This window comes from Marinilabilia salmonicolor (genome assembly GCF_003003035.1).
GTDB classification, from domain to species: Bacteria; Bacteroidota; Bacteroidia; order Bacteroidales; family Marinilabiliaceae; genus Marinilabilia; species Marinilabilia salmonicolor_A.
In genome coordinates this window covers 375,547-393,793 of sequence record NZ_PVTS01000001.1, presented here as the reverse complement: position 1 = coordinate 393,793, position 18,247 = coordinate 375,547, and the positions used below count along the sequence as shown (strand labels likewise).

Genomic DNA, 18,247 nt, shown 5'->3' with positions numbered 1-18,247 from the left:
AAACTATTTAAAATCAGTTTATAACAATATTCTCCACCTCTTCAGCAATCTGATCAGCCGAATTGATATGGGCAAACAATTTAATTTTCTCCTCCAAACGCTTTCGTTGTTCGTTGTTTTTCAACAATTCCAAAGCCTCCGGTATCAGTCGCTCAGTAGTTTCATGATCCGGAACCATCAGGGCAGCACCCTCTTTCACCAGTGACATGGCATTTTTTGTCTGGTGGTCTTCCGAAACGTTTGGTGACGGAATCAGAATGGCAGCTTTTCCAAGCAAAGCAAGCTCACTGATGGTTCCTGCACCTGCCCTGGATACAACCACATCAGCCATAGCATAAGCCATATCCATCTGACTTATAAAGGGCATCAGTTTGATAGAGTCTCCTGCCCTGCTGCCAATCTCTTCTTCCAATTTTTCGTAATAATACGGTCCGCACTGCCACAACAATTGCACCTGATCATTCTGCAATAAGGTATCAACAGCATTGCGTACCCCGTTGTTGATACTTCCGGCTCCCAATGATCCGCCGATTACCAGAATGGTTTTCCTGCCACTGTCCAATCCGAATTCACTATATGCAGAAGCTCTATCCACATTGTGAAGCAGGCTTTGCCTTACCGGGTTGCCGGTGAGGACAATTCTGGAAGGCGGGAAAAACCGTTCCATATTGGGATAAGCAACACAAATACGTTTGGCCTTTTTCGCCAGTAATTTATTGGTTACACCGGGAAAACTGTTCTGTTCCTGCAATACTGTGGGAATTCCGGCAGCGGAGGCAGCCTTGAGAACAGGGCCACTGGCGTATCCGCCCACTCCCACGGCCACATCAGGTCTGAAAGAACGAACAATACTTCTGGCTTTCCACAAACTGGCAGCCAGTTTAAAAAAGAATGTCACATTCTTTAAAGTCAGTCTCCTTTGAAACCCTGCCACCGGCAACCCGACAATTTTGTAGCCGGCCGCCGGAACCTTCTCCATCTCCATTTTTCCCAATGCCCCTACAAACAATATTTCCACATCAGGATTACGTTTCTTAACAGCATCAGCAATGGCAATCGCCGGAAAGATATGACCTCCGGTACCACCACCACTTATTATTATTTTCATTTTTTTGTCCACTTGTTTCGTTTTAATTCTCAATTTCCCTGTTCGGTTTGCGCCAGGCGTGCTTCAGCAGCCTTTTCCCGGGCTTTCTCCTTTTGGTTATGCCGGCTGACAGTTAAAATCGCTCCCAAACCAAAACAGGTAAACAAAATTGAGGTTCCCCCCATACTTACAAGGGGCAGCGGCTGTCCTGTTACAGGAAAAATCCCAACCGATACACCCATATTCACAAAAGCCTGAATGACCAACATCAATCCCAAACCAAGTACCATAAAAGCAGGAAAAGTTCTCTTACTGGAATTTACAATAACACCTATACGCCCCAGCAAAAAGAAATAAGCAACAACCACCGCCATGGCACCAAAAAAGCCAAATTCCTCGGCAATGATGGCAAAAATAAAATCACTGTAAGGATGAGGCAGGAAATTGCGCTGTTCACTGTTTCCAGGCCCTTTCCCGAGCATTCCTCCGGTTGCAATGGCTATTTTTGACTGAGTAAGCTGATAATCACTCCCATACTGGTCATTTTCTGTCTCCTCATCCATGAAACGCTCAACCCTGGCAGCCCAGGTCTCTGCGCGATCTATCAACACTACATCATTCATAGCCAGTATAAGCACCAACGAAACAACAGCCAAGCCGGTAAAACCGGTAAAAAACAGATACTTAAATGGCACCCGCCCCAAAAACATCATCAACATAACCACTCCTGCCAATAATACAGAAGTGGAGAGGTTCTCCGGAAAGATCAGCAAACAAACAATACCGGCATGAATCATAATGGGCCAAAAGGCTCCCTCTGTAGGTCCGTCATCACGCTGATGCTGTGCGAGGACCCTAGCCACATACACAATAAGCGCGAGCTTTGCCATCTCGGAAGGCTGGAAAGAGATGCCGATCCCCGGTACTGTAAACCAGCGACTCGCCTCGTTCAAATTCTGGCCGGACACCAGCGTTAACCCAAGCAAAGCAATGGATATGTAAAGTGCCGGAACACTGAAAATGACAAAATATTTATAGGGAATGTTGTGAACTACCACAATCACCCCGATGCCCATAAGCAGAAATGTAAGCTGCTTAAACATAAAATAAGTAGTGTTGCCTCCCTGCGTTTTATACGCAAGGCTCCCTGTAGCACTATAAACTGTAAGCAGCGATACAAGTGCCAGAAAAACCACAATAACCCAGATGGTCTGGTCTCCTTTGATATATTTTCGAACAAAACTACTCATCAACCCTCATGTTTTTTTACCTCAGCTTTAAACAGGTCTCCCCGGTGCACATAATTGTCAAACAAATCGAAACTGGCACAGGCAGGAGACAACAGGACCACATCTCCGGGACGGGCAACATTTACTGCCTGCTCAACAGCCTGAGACATAGATTTTGCCTCCGAAACCCCGGGGAGTTTGTTTCCGAAAGCAGCCATCAACTTGGTGTTGTCCACGCCAAGACAGATAAGATGTTTAACCTTTTGAACGGCCAGTTCCTCCAATTCTGAGTAATCATTTCCTTTATCCGTACCTCCGGCGATCCATATCACAGGTCTCTCCATGCTTTCAAGTGCATACCAGGCACTGTCTATATTGGTGGCTTTACTGTCGTTGATGAAAAGCACCCCGTTTAACTCCGTCACACCCTCTAACCGGTGAGCCACCGACGGAAAATCTTTCAATCCTTCTTTCACAGCTTCTCCTGATGCGCCCATCCTCAAAGCTGCCAGCGAAGCCGCCATGGCATTGCTCAGATTGTGCTTGCCCGGAAGTGCAATTTCTCCTGCCGGGATGCTAAAATGATGATTTGGAGTGTTAAAAACCACCTTTTCTCCGTCCACACAGGCTCCCTCTCCATAAACATCATCAAAAGCAAAGGGACATCGATGTCCGGGATATCTCATCATCTTCAATCGCTCCATAATTTCCTTATCATGTGCGTTAAAGATGAAAATATCATCACTTGTATGATTATTCAAAATGCGGAATTTGGCATCCACATAATTTTCAAATTTATAATCGTATCGATCCAGATGATCAGGAGTAATATTGGTAATAATAGAGGTGTGACATTTAAAGTCCTTCATGCCATCCAGTTGAAAACTGCTCAGCTCAAGCACAAAAATATCCGGATCCCTCTCCAATAACTCGCGTGCCATACTGTTACCCACATTTCCGGCCAGCACCACATCCAACCCACTTTTCTTCATCAGATGATAGATCCACATGGCAGTGGTGGTTTTTCCGTTGCTTCCGGTAACACCAACCATTTTAGCTTTGGAGTATCTGCCTGCAAATTCAATTTCGGAAATAACGGAGATTCCCCGATTGCCCAAAGCCCTGACCAAAGGCGAGTGATCCGGTATCCCCGGACTCTTAACCACTTCAATAGCATTGAGAATCCGTTCTTCGGAATGCCTGCCACTCTCAAAGTCGATACCTGCAAACTCCAGTTCGGCCTGATGCTGAGGCTTTATTTTTCCACAATCAGATACAAACACAGAAAAGCCTTTCGCCTTCGCTAAAAGGGCAGCTCCGGTTCCGCTTTCTCCGGCTCCAAGAACAATAAGCTCTTTCTCCATGCTTTATCTGATTTTCAAAGTTACAATAGTCAATACGGCCAAAATTATCCCCACAATCCAAAAACGTGTTACGATCTTGGATTCAGAATATCCTTTAAGCTGATAGTGATGATGAAGCGGCGACATCCTGAAAATGCGGCGACCTTCTCCAAAGCGTTTCTTTGTATATTTAAACCAGAAGACCTGGATCATCACCGAAAGATTTTCCACAAGGAATATCCCGCAGAGAATGGGTATTAACAATTCCATTCTGATCAGCACTGCGAATACAGCAATGATTCCCCCAATGGTAAGACTTCCGGTGTCTCCCATAAATACCTGAGCCGGGAAAGAATTGTACCACAAAAACCCGACGGTAGCTCCGATAAACGCACTCATAAACACCACCAACTCCTCGGAGTGAGGGACATACATAATATTCAGATAATCGGCATAAATGGTATTACTGGAGACATACGCCAGAATTCCAAGTGTTGTACCAATAATGGCGGATGTGCCGGTAGCCAGTCCATCCAGTCCGTCGGTGATATTGGCTCCATTAGACACGGCAGTAGTAATAAAGATAACCGCAAAAACAAAGACAATCCATCCCCAGTAGGGAGCCTTATCGCCCAAAAATCCTAATACCGATTCGTAATTAAAGCGATTCTCCTTAAAGAAAGGAACATTGGTAACGGGCGCTTTAACGTACTTTGTTTCCGGAGCTTCCACAACCTCCTCCGTGGTAACCTGACGAGTTTCGGCATCTCCCGGCGATTCCATCCTGACCACCACATCATCGCTAAAATAGAGTGTAAGTCCAACAATCAGTCCAAGACCAACCTGTCCGATAATTTTAAACCTTCCGGCAAGCCCCTCTTTGTTCTTCTTAAACACTTTTATGTAATCATCCAGAAAGCCAATAATTCCCAGCCAGATGGTAGTGGTAATCATCAGCAAAACATAAACATTATCGAGCTTTCCGAACAATAAAACAGGAATAAGGATGGCTGCAATAATAATGAGTCCCCCCATGGTTGGGGTTCCTTTTTTCTGGTATTGACCTTCCAGCCCAAGATCACGGACCACCTCCCCTATTTGCTGCTTCTGAAGCTTTCGGATAATCACTTTTCCGAAAATCGTACTCATCAGAAGCGCAAAGATGATGGCCATTCCCGAACGGAAAGAGATGTATTGAAACATTCCGACACCCGGAAAATCAATAGATTCAAGATATTGATACAAGGAAAAAAGCATAGCTACTGTTGTTGTTCAAAAAACTCTCTTATAATTTCTCTGTCGTCAAAATGTGATCTTTGGCCTTTTACCTCCTGATAGGTCTCATGCCCTTTACCTGCTACCAACACAATGTCTCCGGGGCGTGCAATGCTGCATGCCGTACGAATGGCCTCTTTACGGTCGATAATGGCCAGCACCTTATATTTATCGGCAAACTGAACACCTTCCATCATTTGGTCAACTATAGACTGAGGCTCTTCGTCCCTTGGATTGTCGGAAGTCAGAATCACTTTAGAGCTTTGTTTAACCGCTTCCGCAGCCATCACAGGCCTTTTGGCAGCATCCCGGTTTCCTCCGGCTCCAACCACTGTAATAAGCGATTGTTCAGGAGTTCTGATATTGTTGATAGCTTCCAGCACATTCTTTAAGGCATCCGGTGTATGTGCATAATCGACCACTCCGGTAATTCCATTCTCCGATCGCACAGTTTCGAACCGACCACCAACAGGCTTCAACCGGCTCATTGCCACCAACAACTCATCTTTCGGCCATCCCAGTTCCCTTCCTGCTCCATAAACGGCCAGCAGGTTCGATGCATTAAATTTCCCGATAAACGGTGTCCAGAATTCATGACCATCCATCAGCAGCTGCATCCCCTCAAAAACGCCCTCCATAATGCGGGCTCTGTAAGTTGCAACTTCACGTAAGGAGTAACTCCTGGTCTCAGCTTTGGTATTTTGAAGCATTACACGTCCGTTTTTGTCATCCAGATTGGTGAGTGCAAAAGCAGACTGAGACAAGCCATCGAAAAACATTTTCTTAACACGGATGTATTCATCAAAGGTTTTGTGATAATCCAGATGATCGTGTGTAATATTGGTAAATATTCCCCCGTTGAACTCAAGACCTGCAACCCTTCCCTGATGCACAGCATGCGAGCTGACCTCCATAAAACAGTAATCGCAACCCGCCTCAACCATCTTGTGCATCAGGCGATTGAGGGTCACCGCGTCGGGAGTTGTAAGTCTGGTTTCCAGCATCAGGTCGTCCACATAGTTGGCCATTGTAGAACAAAGTCCTGCTTTGTATCCCAACAGTTTTGCAGTATGGTATAGCAATGTGGCAATGGTAGTCTTGCCATTTGTTCCTGTAACACCTACCAATTTCAACTTTTCAGAAGGAGCATCGAAGAAGTTGCGAGCCATAAAAGCCATTGCCTGATGTGCATTTTCCACTTTCAGAAACACTACATTGGGATGGCTTCCACCCGGCAACTCTTCACAAACTACCACCAGAGCTCCTGATGCAATAGCTTTATCAATAAAAGCGTGACCATCCGCACGAGTTCCCCTTAATGCAAAAAACAACGAATGTGACTCCACATTTCTGGAATCGAATGTAAGATCGGCAATTAAAGGATCAGCATCTCCGATTCGTTCCTTTATTTCGACGTCTTTAATAATATCTGAAAGTCTCTTTTTCATAAAACTCATCTTTTCTTATTCGAGATAAATGGTAATGGTTTCTCCCCGCTTAACTGGATGTCCATCAGGAATGGATTGATTTACCACCTTCCCAAAACCGGAAATGGCAACCTTAAGTCCTCTGTTTTCGAGCAAGGCCACGGCATCCTTGGCTCCCATGCCTTTTACCAATGGCACCACAGACAAAGGAATATTTTTAGGAACCCACTCCACGGTGTGTTCTTTGGCACGAGTGGAAACCCATCCGTCACCCAGTTCCTTATTAATACCGGGGAAGTTCATCTCTTCAAAAATCACCGACAAATCCTGAACTGTTCCACCCTTAGACCAGGGATAGAGGCCCTCTTCCACCTTTTTTGTATAGTAATTTTCCTCCAGTTTGTTGTAGCTTAATGCATAAACCCGGTCGGCAATCTCTCGAAATACCCGGCCGGCAACAACATTTCCGTAATAAACATTATTTGAAGGGCTGTTCACCGCAACAATGCAAGAGTACATGGGCCGGTCTGCAGGGAAATATCCCACAAACGAAGCCACATATTCCACTCCGCCTTCTCCTTTGTATCCCGAAGCACCTTTTGCAATCTGGGCAGTACCGGTTTTTCCGGCAATTTTATAGGTTTCATTTCTGATGTTGGTGGCAGTACCTCTCTCCACTACCCCTTCCAATAAATCCTGTACCTTCTCCAGGGTTGCCACAGAGCAGATTGCAGGATTCAGCACTTCAGTATCAAATTCACGCAGGACTTCGCCATGCTGGCTAATGGCCTCAACAAATTTGGGTCGGACCAGTTTACCATTGTTTGCCACGGCATTGTAAAAAGCCAGTGTTTGCAAGGGAGTCTGCTTTACCTCGTACCCTATGGACATCCAGGGCAGGGTAACGCCCGACCAGGATTTATCGCCGGGGTATTTTATGACGGGGTTTCCTTCCCCTTTTATTTCAACCCCAAGAGGTTCATTTAGGCCCATAGCATAAAGCCGGTCCACAAATCGCTGTGGATTGTTCCTGTAATTTTCAAAGATGATTCTTGAAATACCAATATTAGAAGATTTTTCGAACGATTCACGAACAGTTAATTTTCCAAAGCCCCCATGATGGCTGTCCCGCATCATCCGATCGTAAAAGGCATAGGCCCCGTTACCCGTATCCACAGAATCGGTCAATCGCACCACTCCATCTTCGAGGGCGGCAATCATGGAAGCCAGTTTAAAGGTAGAGCCGGGTTCAACGGCTTCGCCGATGGCATAATTGAAATGATCTTCAATATAGATACCCGGCTGACTACGGTATAAATTGACCATAGCTTTGACGGCACCTGTTTCAACTTCCATCAGAATGGCTACACCATGCTCGGCATCATGCATCTCCAGCTGATTGCGGAGTGATTGTTCTGCCACATCCTGCAATCCAATATCCAGAGTAGTTATAATGTCTTTACCATCCCTTGGAGGGATATCCTCCTCGGGAATCCAGCTGCCGGCAATGCGTTTCCATGTGCTAAGCCCGTTGGTTCCCTTTAACACATTATCGTAGGCCCGCTCAAGACCAACCATGCCTCCTTTATTTTTTTCTCCATAGAGTTTACCGATGGTTCGTGACGCCAAAGAGCCGAAAGGATGGCGTCGTTCATCGTATTGTCTGGGTATAAAACCGCCGGTATTTTTACCCTGTCGGAAGATTGGGAATTCTTTAACCTCCTGAAGTTCGAGATAGGAAATTTTGCGGGGGTGTACCAAAAAGTAACGAGAACCGTTGCGCCGTGCCTGTACCAGGTCGTTTTTAAAAGCAGAAGCACTTTTATCTCCGAAGAAGCGGGACAGACAGAGAGCCAGACTATCTACTTTAGCATTAAACAACGCAGACGTAAGGCCGTGCGCATGCAAATCCATATAAATTCGGTAACTGGGGACAGAAAGGGAGATTTTCCGGCCATTTTGATCCAGAATATTTCCACGGTTCGCCTCTATTACGATACTGCTGCTTTCCAGAGTTCTGGCTTTCTCCTCCCAATGAGAGGCCTCAAACACTTTCAGACTAAACACTTCAAACAAAATCCACAGCACTAAGGCGCCAAACACAAAGTATATGGCAGACAGCCTGAATAGTATTTTTTGTTTGATGCTCATATTCCCCAACCTGATAATTTCCCCAAATATTATTGTCCTTTTATTAATCCAGTTTCTCCACCTCCAGCTTTCGGGGAGGCGTCTTCAACACTTCCAGTTCTATACCGGCTCTGTTTACCCGCTCCATCACCTCACTTTGCTTGCTCATATTCATCAACTCGGAAGAGGTGGTAATCGCCTCATATTTTAGTTCTTTAATCTCCTGCAACAAATCCGCCTGCCTGTCCAGCAAATGTTCCATCTGGTATCTGTTTCCGATGTACAAAACACCCAGAAAAACCAGAAACGCAAGGAACCCCCAATGTTGTCCGACGCTTCTGCCTGCCAGAAATCGTCCATACAGAAACTCTTTGAAGGATATTCCCTTCAGTTCCCTGAACTCTTCTTTTCCGGAAAGAAAATCATTCTCCCCGGTTTTGCTCTTCTTCTGCAGAAACTTTAATAATTTCATCCGTATAAAATTTATTAATTAAGGTCGGATGGAACTCGCATGAAAGAACTTATACATATTCTCTTGTGCCAATCGTTGCCATGCTCGTTTCATAGCTTCTCAGCAATTCTTAATTTGGCACTGCGTGCTCTGGGATTTTCTTTTACTTCATCTTCTCCGGCCTTTACCGCCTTCCGTGTAACAGCATTAAAGGGCACATCCCGGTTGCCATACAAATCGGTCTCTGCCTGAGACTTAGCAAAATTACCCGAACGTATAAAGTTTTTGACCATCCTGTCCTCCAGTGAATGATACGCAATAACAACCAAACGTCCCTTAGGCTTTATCACCTGCGACATTTGCATCAACACCTCTTCAAGAACTTCCATCTCCCTGTTGACTTCAATCCTGAGAGCCTGAAAAACCTGGGCAAGATATTTATTCACATCCTTCCGCGGAGCTACTGTTTGTGCAAGTTCCCGCAGGTCAGACGTTGTTCTGAAAGGCTCCTTGCTTCGGGCTGATAAAATAGCTCTGACAAGTTTACCACAGGAGGGAACTTCCCCATACAGCTTAAATACCGAAAATAATTTTTCTTCCGAATAGCCATTGACAATGTCAGCAGCAGTCAACTCAATTCCGGGCCCCATCCGCATATCCAATGCACCTTCGAACCGAAATGAAAAACCTCGTTCGGGCGAATCAAAGTGATGAGAAGAAACTCCAAGATCTCCCAAGACACCATCAACTTTCTCAATTCCAAGATATTCCAAAAAGTGCTGCAGATAACGAAAATTGTGCTTCACCAGGGTAAAGCGCTCATCATCAGGAGCATTTGCCCATGCATCTGCATCCTGATCAAAAGCAATAAGACGGCCATCTGCCCCCAGATGTTTTAAAATCTCGCGACTGTGACCTCCCCCTCCAAATGTCAGGTCCACGTAAACCCCATCAGGCCTGACATTCAGTCCCTCAATGGATGTTTCCAATAAAACCGGAATGTGGTACTCTGTTGTCATTATCCTCCTTTATTGTGCAAAAATATCACCTAGTCTCTGTCCATAAAGTACCACTTGCTGCGTTATACTTGCCGCCAAAATACTCATTTACGCAAGTAAACTGCGCTTTTACCGGCTTCGCGAGCCTTGCAATTGGCACCTTCTTACCAGACACATGACTAAAAACAAACTTTGCGTTGTTTATAGACGGTCTCTACCTAATCTTTATCCTGAGACGGAAATTCACCTAAAATTTTCTCCGCCAGGTTACCCAAGCTGTCCGCCGGCATTAGCCCCTGGTCATACAACTCCTTATTCCAAACTTCAATGTATTGATCCACACCAAGTAAAACAACTTCCCGCTCCACACCAATCTGTTCCGTCAGTCGTTTGGGAATCAGAAAACGTCCATTTCCGTCGAGAGAAACTTCTGCCGATCCTCTGAAAAATTGTCTTAAAAATTTTGAGTGTTCCCGATTGTATGGATTTATCCTCCGTCGAATATCCTCAAGCTTCTCCTCCCAAACGGAATAAGGATAAATATGGAGACAGGGCTCAAAGAGATCTTTGCGCACAACAAGGCGCAAATCGTCCTCTCCCAACACCTTTTTAAAGACGGAAGGAAATACGATGCGGCCTTTTGCATCGGTTCTGCACTCAAAATCTCCTATAAATGTGAACATTACAGTTTGGGTAATATTTTCGTAAAACTACAATTTTTTTAAACCACAATCAACCACTTTGCACCACTTTATTGCATTTTTTTGATAAAAAGAGTTCCCTGTGGCTTTGAACAGGGATTTCCACAACCTTATTTTTTTTTTGTAATATTGCCCCCAAAAGGATTTAACCTGGATAACACATAAGACAGGTAAAATATAAACAGGCTGAAAGCCTGAGAGCAATAGCCCAGGGCAACGGCCTGGGTTTTGAGGTATTCCTCATGCCCCCTCATTATTGGTCGCGACGCGACCAATAATGAGGGGGGAGTTGTTACAAATTCCCTGGGGAGTTGCCCCAGGCTATTGCTTAAAGACCTTCGGCCTTTTAAAAATGCAACAACATTGTATATTCCTTTAAAATGAAATAGCCTCGCTATTAGGAGAACTGATTATTCATAAAATTTTATTCCGGTGGAAACAAACAATCCCGACAACAACGCCAAACTCATTGATGTTGAAAAGGTTTTTGCCAGCAAAAACCCGTCATTGTTTAAGGCCATACCCGCTTTTATATTCCGGTACCTGAAACGAATCATTCACCAGGAAGAGATCAATGAGTTTCTGGCACGCCAAAGCCATTTAAAGGGGGCAGAATTTGCCCAATCCATCCTCAACGACTTATTCGGAGCCAGCTACGAAGCCTTTGGGCTGGAGAAAATTCCTGAGGATGGTCGGTTTTTATTTGCAAGCAACCATCCGCTGGGAGGACTGGATGGCATTGCTCTTTTGGTAGCTGTAAGCCGCAGATTTCCGGAATTAAAGTTTCCGGTCAATGATATTTTACTCAATCTAAAACCCTTAAACAATATTTTCGTACCCATCAACAAGCACGGGGGACATTCGCGTGAAGCAGCACGCCTGATAGAAGAGGCGTACAAATCCGAAAATCAGGTTTTAATGTTTCCTGCAGGTTTGGTTAGCCGAAAGCAAAAAGGAGTTATCCGAGACCTGGAATGGAAAAAGAATTTTGTGCGAAAAGCCATACAGCACCAGCGGGACATTATCCCCGTTCATATTTCAGGAAAGAACACCAATTTCTTTTACCGGTTGGCAAACATCCGAAAGAAACTTGGCATAAAAGCCAACATAGAAATGTTGTACCTGCCGGATGAGATGTTTAAGCAAAAGGGAGAAAATCTGACCATCCGTTTTGGAGAACCAATACCCTGGGAAAGCATAAAAGAGGAAGGAACAGCAGAGGAGTGGGCCATTAAAATAAAGGAAAAAAGCTACGAGCTTGCAAAAAACCATTAATTTTGTAAAAGTCCCCTTTCCCAGGAGCAACCACAAAATAAATAGTTAGTGTTTGTCGATAAAGTACCATCTACTGCGCTACGCTTGCCCGAAAATTACTCATTTACTCAAGTAAACTGCGTATTTTCGGGCTTCGAAAGCCTTGTAACTGGCACTTTCTTGACAAACACATGACCAGAACCAAATTTTGCTTTGTTTATAGACAGGCTCTAGTTAGAGAATATCAAAAGGGTTGCCTGACAAATAGCAAGTTCCGAAATTGAACCAATAATAAGCTAATGAATTCTGAAAAACCAATCATTCCTCCCGTACCCCGGGAAGATCTGGAAGCAGAACTCACCACAGAACGTTTTGTACGTTTTACCAATAAAGGTGAGAATAAGATTTATGATTTCACAGCCAATGATGCACCTGCACTGATGCGTGAGGTGGGGCGTCTCCGCGAGGAGTCATTCAGGGCCGCAGGCGGCGGAACAGGAAAAGATTGTGATGTGGACGATTACGACATCGGTGATAACCCGTACCATCAGTTGATTGTATGGGATCCCAAAGCCAGAGAAATTCTGGGAGGATACCGTTACATTATGGGTAAAACCCTGAAACCGGATGCAGAAGGAAAGATTCATCTGGCCACTGCCCGGATGTTTCATTTCTCAGAACAGTTTATTAAAGAATACCTCCCAAAAACCATTGAACTCGGACGATCTTTTGTTCAACCTCAGTATCAATCCAGCAAAATGGGTGCAAAAAGCCTGTACGCACTGGATAATTTATGGGATGGCTTGGGCTCCTTAATCATCAACTACCCCGACATGGAATATTTCTTTGGAAAGGTTACCATGTACGCACACAGCAATCTTAAAGCCCGTAGTCTTATCAGAGCATTCATGGATAAATATTTCAATGACCCTGACAAGCTGGTCTATCCGCATAACCCTGTAAGTTCCGCACTGACCGAAAGTGAAGTTCAGGAAATCTTTTCGGGAGAGTCATTTGCTGCTGACTACAAAACCCTCAGCAAAACAGTTCGGGAACTTGGAGAAAACATTCCTCCACTGATTAATGCGTACATGAACTTATCCCCCTCCATGCGCACCTTCGGAACATCAGTAAATGAGCGCTTCGGAGGTGTTGAAGAGACCGGTATCATTATCACCATCAAAGAACTTTATCAGGCCAAAATAAGTCGCCACGTTCATACCTACAAGCCCGACGAACAAAATGAAGATTAATAAAAAGCTTTAATGTCCAAATCAACAGGTTATTTGAGCGATTTGGGCATTCCGTAACATTATCACTCATATAAATCTGCAGGAATGACAAATGCTACTGACCAATATTCTTTTGATGTTGTTGTGATAGGAAGCGGTCCGGGAGGATTCGCTGCAGCCAACAGAGCTACCGACTTTGGCAAAAAAGTTTGCATCATAGAAAAAAGTCACATCGGAGGAGCCGGCGTCATCAATGGAGTATTGACCTCTAAGACTATGTATGAGTTGAGTATGGACTATTCCGTTGCAGCGAGAGTTGATCGCGGATACCGGGCCAGTGCATTGAGCGTAGATTACAATCTGGTGCGCAATACAGTTTTGGAAGCTGCGCGGGAAAAACAATACCAGATGCGCAGTCAGATTGAAACCTTTGCCAATGTTTCCCACAAAGGGACCATCAGTCTGATCACAGGATATGCAAAATTCAAAGATGCTCATACGGTTGAGGTGGATGACCAGGGAAAAATGCTCACAATTCACGGGGATTATTTCATCATCGCCACAGGAGCGCATCCCCGGAGACTGCCCGGAGTAAAAACGGACGGAAAACGAATCATTACCTCAGACAATATCCTCTCCCTGTCAAAATTCCCCGGCCGTCTGCTCATCATTGGTTCAGGAATTATCGGATGTGAATTTGCCACCATATTCTCCAACTTCAACCAAACTCAGGTTCACCTGCTGGACCGGTCAAACCGGGTACTTCCTTACGAAGACGATGATGTAAGTGAGTTTGTATCCGACAACCTGGAAAAAAACGGTGTCATTGTACACCATACAGCCCAGCTAAGATGTATCAGGGAACATCCGGGGCACCTGGAAGTAGTGTTGGATTACGATGCGGGAAACAGCCGTGTAATCGAGGTGGATGTTGCCCTCATTGCCATTGGCAGGGAACCAAACACACAAAATATTGGACTTGAAACATTGGGGGTTACCCCCGATAAGCGAGGGCTCATCCCGGTAGATGAAAACGGATGTGTAGAGAACAACCACGGCCATACACACATCTATGCCATCGGCGATGTAACAGCGCAGGCCCAGTTGTACAGTGTAGCAGAATTTCAGGGACGATTGGCCGCGGAAGCCATTGCGAAAAGCATCTGTTACCTCCCCGATTATTCCAATATGTCAACCCTGATGTTTTTCAAACCGGAGGTAGCAGCAGTGGGAGCAAATGAAAAAACGCTCCAGGAGAAAAACATCGGTTACCGAGCAGTTTTCTATTCCAATATACTGGTCAACCGTGCCATTGCTATGCGCAACACTCACGGTTTTGTTAAAATTCTGGTAAGCAATGATGACGAACAGCGCATTCTTGGCATGAGAGCTTCCGGCCCTCAGGCTTCTGCTTATATCGTTGCTGTAGCACACCTCATCAACCAGGGCAACAGTCTGAGTGAAGTATTGCGGGTATTTTACCCCCATCCCAGCATCACGGAAGGCATTCAGGAAAGCATGAGAGCGCTCGCCTCAAAATCAATTTTTAAACCGGTTGCCTTTCCCAAACACATAAAAGTAAGTGAATGGAAGCCCGGTGACCCGAAAACGCAAACTCCGAGAGATGAAAAAATCAGGAAAAGTCAAAAAAAGTAAGACCTTTAAAATTGTTATTTTCTCAATTGTTGGTATAACGGCACTTTATACACTCCTTCCCGATTACCTTCAAAAGGGGATGATATACCTCACTCCCGATATTGATGACTACAAAATTTTCGATAACCGGGAAGTGAAAACCGGGACTCCACGCCCCTGGCCGCTAACTTTCGATTACAACCGCTATTCCATACCGGCAGAATCTGTCAGAGACTCAATGGAAAATCTTAAAACAACGGGGTTTCTGATCATCCAAAACGATTCTGTTCTTTTTGAACAATACCAGGGAGGCCATGACTCCTCAACCATCTCCAACTCTTTCTCAATGGCCAAAAGTATTGTTTCACTACTCATTGGATGTGCCATTGATGACGGCTATATTGGAAGTGTAGATGACAAAGTCAGCAAATACCTGCCATGGTTAAGAGGAACCCACAGTGATCAACTGACCATCCGGCATCTGCTGACCATGAGCTCGGCCTCTAATTGGGACGAACACTACAGCTCACCATTTTCCATTACAACCCGCGCTTATTATGGAAGGGATTTACCGGGCACCATGAAACGCGTTAAAATCGTTAACCATCCCGGAATCATGTTTAATTATAAAAGTGGTGACACTCAGTTTCTGGAAAGGATTCTTTCGGCCACAACAGAAATGTCACTCGCTGAATATGCATCCAAAAAACTGTGGCAACCATTGGGTGCAGAGGTGCCTGCACTCTGGTCGCTTGACAAACGAAAAGGAACCGAAAAAGCTTATTGCTGCTTCAACAGTACTCCACGAGACTTTGCCCGCATAGGTAGTCTGGTACTCAACCGGGGACGATTTCATGGGGAAAAAATAATCTCTGATCAGTATATCAGGGAGATGACAACACCTGCCAGGTACCTTACCAACGAAGATGCCCAAATGGTAGAATACTATGGTATGCACTGGTGGGTGATGAATTACGAAGGCGAAAACATTCCTTATGCAAGAGGAATTCTGGGCCAATACATTTTCGTAATCCCTTCCCATAATGCGGTGATTGTAAGGCTAGGGCACCAAAGAAGCAACGAATACATCAACCATCACCCAAGGGATGCCTATACATGGGTCAGGGCAGGATTAGATATTCTTACACAAAGACCATAAACCTCATCATCAAAAAGGGTGGAACTGCCAGCAGCTCCACCCTTTTGTTAACTTCAAAGCAAATAATCAATAAGCTCTGGTATTAATGCCTTCAATAAAGTTAATGAATGAGGTATTAACCACTTTATTTCCGCCCGGCGTAGGGTAATTTCCCGTAAAGTACCAGTCACCGCGGTCATTGGCACAGGCCCGGTGAAGATTTTCCACTGTTTGATAAACCACTTCCACCTCCGCATCGATGTCCGGAGGGGTCAGCATTTCAGCAATTTTTGCAGAAATCTGTTCATCTGTAAATGGCCTGTAAATCTCTTTCACATAGTTCACAATCTCCTCTTTGGGAAGATTTTGTTGCTCTTTACACTGACGGTAAACTTTCTCAATCACCTCTTCCTTACCCGAATCTTTAAGTAATTCGATAGCCGCACTAAAAGCACAAAAATCCTTCAGACGTGCCATATCAATGCCATAACAATCGGGGAAACGTATCTGAGGCGCCGAAGAGACCACAATAATCTTTTTCGGGTGCAGTCTGTCCAAAATCTTAAGGATACTGCGCTTCAGCGTTGTCCCCCTAACAATGGAATCGTCAATAATAACGAGTGTGTCCACTTTATTTTTTACAATCCCATAGGTGACATCGTAAACATGAGCTACAAGATCATCCCTGCTACTGTCATCAGTAATAAAGGTGCGCATCTTCACATCTTTTATGGCCACTTTTTCGATGCGTGGCTCAAGACTCAGAATCTCCGACACTTTTTCTTCAGTGAGATCTTTGCCCAAAGCCATTATTTTACGGGTTTTCTCCACATCCAGATGAGAACGAATCCCCTCAATCATACCGTAAAATGCAGTCTCAGCAGTATTGGGAATGTAAGAAAAGACGGTATTCTCCAGATCGAAATTTATTTTCTCCAGAATATTACCCGAAAGCAACCGTCCCAATTCTTTCCGCTCCTGATAAATATCCCGGTCGCTGCCTCTGGAAAAATAAATGCGTTCGAAAGAGCATGATTTCTTTTCCTGAGGCACGGTAACCAATTCCTCAGAAACAGCCCCGTCTTTTTTAATAATTAAAGCATGTCCCGGTTTAAGTTCATTCACTTCCACCGATCGCACATTCAGAGCAGTCTGTATTACAGGTCGCTCTGATGCCACCACCACAAACTCATCATTGGCATAATAGGAGGCAGGCCTGATTCCCCACGGATCCCGCATCACAAAAGAGTCGCCATGGCCTATCAGCCCGGCGATGACATACCCCCCGTCCCACCGGCGACTGGATCGTTCAAGCACTTTCCTTACATCCAGATTTTTCTCAATTAATGCGGAAATTTCTTTATTGGAGAAACCTTCATTCTTAAACTGTCTGAAAAGAAGTTGATTCTCCTCATCCAGAAAATGCCCGACGTTTTCGAGCATAGATTCAGTATCCGTATAATCTTTGGGATGCTGGCCCAGATCAATTAGCGTCTTAAAAATCTCATCCACATTGGTAAGATTGAAATTACCCGCCAGAACCAGATTCCTCGAGCGCCAGTTGTTTTCCCGCATTACCGGATGCACATAATCAATGCTGTTATTGCCAAAAGTTCCGTACCGGAGATGCCCCAGGTAAAGTTCCCCTGCAAATGGGAGGTTTTCTTTGGCCCACACAGGATCATTGAGCAGCTCGGGATGGTGATCATACGCATTGTCGAACCTGCGATGGATGTCTGCAAAGACCTCCTGAATAGGATTCCCCTTATTGGATCGTTGACGGGATAGATACTTCTTTCCGGCCGGTTGGTTCAGCTTCAAACTAACCACTCCGGCACCATCCTGCCCCCTGTTGTGTTGTTTCTCCATCAGGAGGTACAACTTATTCAACCCGAAACGCCACGTTCCATACTTCTCCTGGTAATAGCTCAGCGGTTTCAGCAACCTGATGAGAACAATACCACATTCATGCTTAATCTGATCACTCATAATTTAATCGAACAGTATAAAATTAATCAATGTAATTGGTTTCTGTCCATAAAGTACCACTTGCGTCCCCGAAGGATCGGGGTAGGCTGTTTCGCTAGCCGCCAAAATACTCAGTTACGATTAGTAAACTCCGTTTTTGGCGGCTTCGCAAGCCTAACAATTGGCACTTTCTGACCAGAAACAGGACTAAAAACAAATTTTGCTTAGTTCATAACCAGACTCTTCTAATTGGTCTGACGGAACCCGCGTATAAGTAGCTCACCCATTCGACTCTGGCCCTATTCCTTAGCAATACGTTATTTTTGACATCCATACCCGCTTCAAGAGAAACATATTTGCAGTGGGTTATTCCCCTTTA

Annotated in this window: 14 protein-coding genes; 4 read left to right on the top strand and 10 right to left on the bottom strand. The window is 44.8% G+C overall.

Going from position 1 to position 18,247, the window contains the following annotated elements; translation table 11 throughout:
- Positions 1-13: 13 nt before the first annotated feature.
- The 9 genes from murG to BY457_RS01620 form a co-directional block, all read right to left on the bottom strand.
- Complete coding sequence (murG, locus tag BY457_RS01660; protein WP_106151593.1) at positions 14-1,108, bottom strand: undecaprenyldiphospho-muramoylpentapeptide beta-N-acetylglucosaminyltransferase; 1,095 nt, start codon at positions 1,106-1,108, stop codon at positions 14-16.
- Between the two features lie 29 nt (positions 1,109-1,137).
- On the bottom strand, positions 1,138-2,337 hold the full coding sequence (locus BY457_RS01655) for an FtsW/RodA/SpoVE family cell cycle protein (protein WP_106151592.1): 1,200 nt from the start codon (positions 2,335-2,337) through the stop codon (positions 1,138-1,140).
- Positions 2,337-3,680, bottom strand: a complete 1,344-nt coding sequence (gene murD, locus BY457_RS01650) for a UDP-N-acetylmuramoyl-L-alanine--D-glutamate ligase (RefSeq protein WP_106151591.1) — start codon at positions 3,678-3,680, stop codon at positions 2,337-2,339. Before murD ends, BY457_RS01655 begins: the two co-directional genes overlap by 1 nt.
- 3 nt (positions 3,681-3,683) lie before the next feature.
- Entirely contained in the window at positions 3,684-4,916 is a 1,233-nt protein-coding gene (gene mraY / locus BY457_RS01645; protein ID WP_106151590.1) for a phospho-N-acetylmuramoyl-pentapeptide-transferase, read from the bottom strand.
- A gap of 2 nt (positions 4,917-4,918) precedes the next feature.
- Complete coding sequence (locus BY457_RS01640; RefSeq protein ID WP_106151589.1) at positions 4,919-6,382, bottom strand: UDP-N-acetylmuramoyl-L-alanyl-D-glutamate--2,6-diaminopimelate ligase; 1,464 nt, start codon at positions 6,380-6,382, stop codon at positions 4,919-4,921.
- 15 nt (positions 6,383-6,397) lie between these two features.
- Positions 6,398-8,512, bottom strand: coding sequence for a penicillin-binding protein (locus tag BY457_RS01635; RefSeq protein ID WP_106151588.1), 2,115 nt, complete (start codon positions 8,510-8,512; stop codon positions 6,398-6,400).
- A 43-nt stretch (positions 8,513-8,555) separates the two neighbouring features.
- The gene (locus BY457_RS01630; RefSeq protein ID WP_106151587.1) at positions 8,556-8,963 is read right to left on the bottom strand and encodes an FtsL-like putative cell division protein; all 408 of its coding nucleotides are present in this window, start codon (positions 8,961-8,963) and stop codon (positions 8,556-8,558) included.
- 89 nt (positions 8,964-9,052) lie between these two features.
- Positions 9,053-9,961: a 16S rRNA (cytosine(1402)-N(4))-methyltransferase RsmH gene (gene rsmH, locus BY457_RS01625; RefSeq protein WP_106151586.1), complete on the bottom strand. Its 909-nt coding sequence runs from the start codon at positions 9,959-9,961 to the stop codon at positions 9,053-9,055.
- A gap of 197 nt (positions 9,962-10,158) precedes the next feature.
- Entirely contained in the window at positions 10,159-10,623 is a 465-nt protein-coding gene (locus tag BY457_RS01620) for a division/cell wall cluster transcriptional repressor MraZ (RefSeq protein WP_106151585.1), read from the bottom strand.
- A gap of 450 nt (positions 10,624-11,073) precedes the next feature.
- On the opposite strand from BY457_RS01620, the gene BY457_RS01615 reads away from it, so the two are divergent.
- The 4 genes from BY457_RS01615 to BY457_RS01600 all read left to right on the top strand — a co-directional run bounded on the left by BY457_RS01615 (position 11,074) and on the right by BY457_RS01600 (position 15,921).
- Entirely contained in the window at positions 11,074-11,916 is an 843-nt protein-coding gene (locus tag BY457_RS01615) for a 1-acyl-sn-glycerol-3-phosphate acyltransferase (protein WP_106151584.1), read from the top strand.
- Between the two features lie 278 nt (positions 11,917-12,194).
- On the top strand, positions 12,195-13,148 hold the full coding sequence (locus BY457_RS01610; RefSeq protein ID WP_106151583.1) for a GNAT family N-acetyltransferase: 954 nt from the start codon (positions 12,195-12,197) through the stop codon (positions 13,146-13,148).
- 84 nt (positions 13,149-13,232) lie between these two features.
- Positions 13,233-14,783 carry a dihydrolipoyl dehydrogenase family protein gene (locus tag BY457_RS01605; RefSeq protein WP_106151582.1) on the top strand — a complete coding sequence of 517 codons (1,551 nt, stop codon included), beginning with the start codon at positions 13,233-13,235 and terminating at the stop codon, positions 14,781-14,783.
- Entirely contained in the window at positions 14,752-15,921 is a 1,170-nt protein-coding gene (locus BY457_RS01600) for a serine hydrolase domain-containing protein (RefSeq protein WP_106151581.1), read from the top strand. The genes BY457_RS01605 and BY457_RS01600 overlap by 32 nt, the downstream gene beginning before the upstream one ends.
- Positions 15,922-15,987: 66 nt before the next feature.
- On the opposite strand, the gene BY457_RS01595 is transcribed toward BY457_RS01600, so the two are convergent.
- Positions 15,988-17,889, bottom strand: a complete 1,902-nt coding sequence (locus tag BY457_RS01595) for an amidophosphoribosyltransferase (RefSeq protein ID WP_106151580.1) — start codon at positions 17,887-17,889, stop codon at positions 15,988-15,990.
- Positions 17,890-18,247 lie beyond the last annotated feature (358 nt).

Excerpts from the sequence above, each read along its gene's own strand:
- murG (WP_106151593.1), bottom strand. The coding sequence starts at position 1,108 with ATGAAAATAATAATAAGTGGTGGTGGTACCGGAGGTCATATCTTTCCG.
- BY457_RS01655 (WP_106151592.1), bottom strand. The coding sequence starts at position 2,337 with ATGAGTAGTTTTGTTCGAAAATATATCAAAGGAGACCAGACCATCTGG.
- murD (WP_106151591.1), bottom strand. The coding sequence starts at position 3,680 with ATGGAGAAAGAGCTTATTGTTCTTGGAGCCGGAGAAAGCGGAACCGGA.
- mraY (WP_106151590.1), bottom strand. The coding sequence starts at position 4,916 with ATGCTTTTTTCCTTGTATCAATATCTTGAATCTATTGATTTTCCGGGT.
- BY457_RS01640 (WP_106151589.1), bottom strand. The coding sequence starts at position 6,382 with ATGAAAAAGAGACTTTCAGATATTATTAAAGACGTCGAAATAAAGGAA.
- BY457_RS01635 (WP_106151588.1), bottom strand. The coding sequence starts at position 8,512 with ATGAGCATCAAACAAAAAATACTATTCAGGCTGTCTGCCATATACTTT.
- BY457_RS01630 (WP_106151587.1), bottom strand. The coding sequence starts at position 8,963 with ATGAAATTATTAAAGTTTCTGCAGAAGAAGAGCAAAACCGGGGAGAAT.
- rsmH (WP_106151586.1), bottom strand. The coding sequence starts at position 9,961 with ATGACAACAGAGTACCACATTCCGGTTTTATTGGAAACATCCATTGAG.
- BY457_RS01620 (WP_106151585.1), bottom strand. The coding sequence starts at position 10,623 with ATGTTCACATTTATAGGAGATTTTGAGTGCAGAACCGATGCAAAAGGC.
- BY457_RS01610 (WP_106151583.1), top strand. The coding sequence starts at position 12,195 with ATGAATTCTGAAAAACCAATCATTCCTCCCGTACCCCGGGAAGATCTG.
- BY457_RS01605 (WP_106151582.1), top strand. The coding sequence starts at position 13,233 with ATGACAAATGCTACTGACCAATATTCTTTTGATGTTGTTGTGATAGGA.
- BY457_RS01600 (WP_106151581.1), top strand. The coding sequence starts at position 14,752 with ATGAAAAAATCAGGAAAAGTCAAAAAAAGTAAGACCTTTAAAATTGTT.
- BY457_RS01595 (WP_106151580.1), bottom strand. The coding sequence starts at position 17,889 with ATGAGTGATCAGATTAAGCATGAATGTGGTATTGTTCTCATCAGGTTG.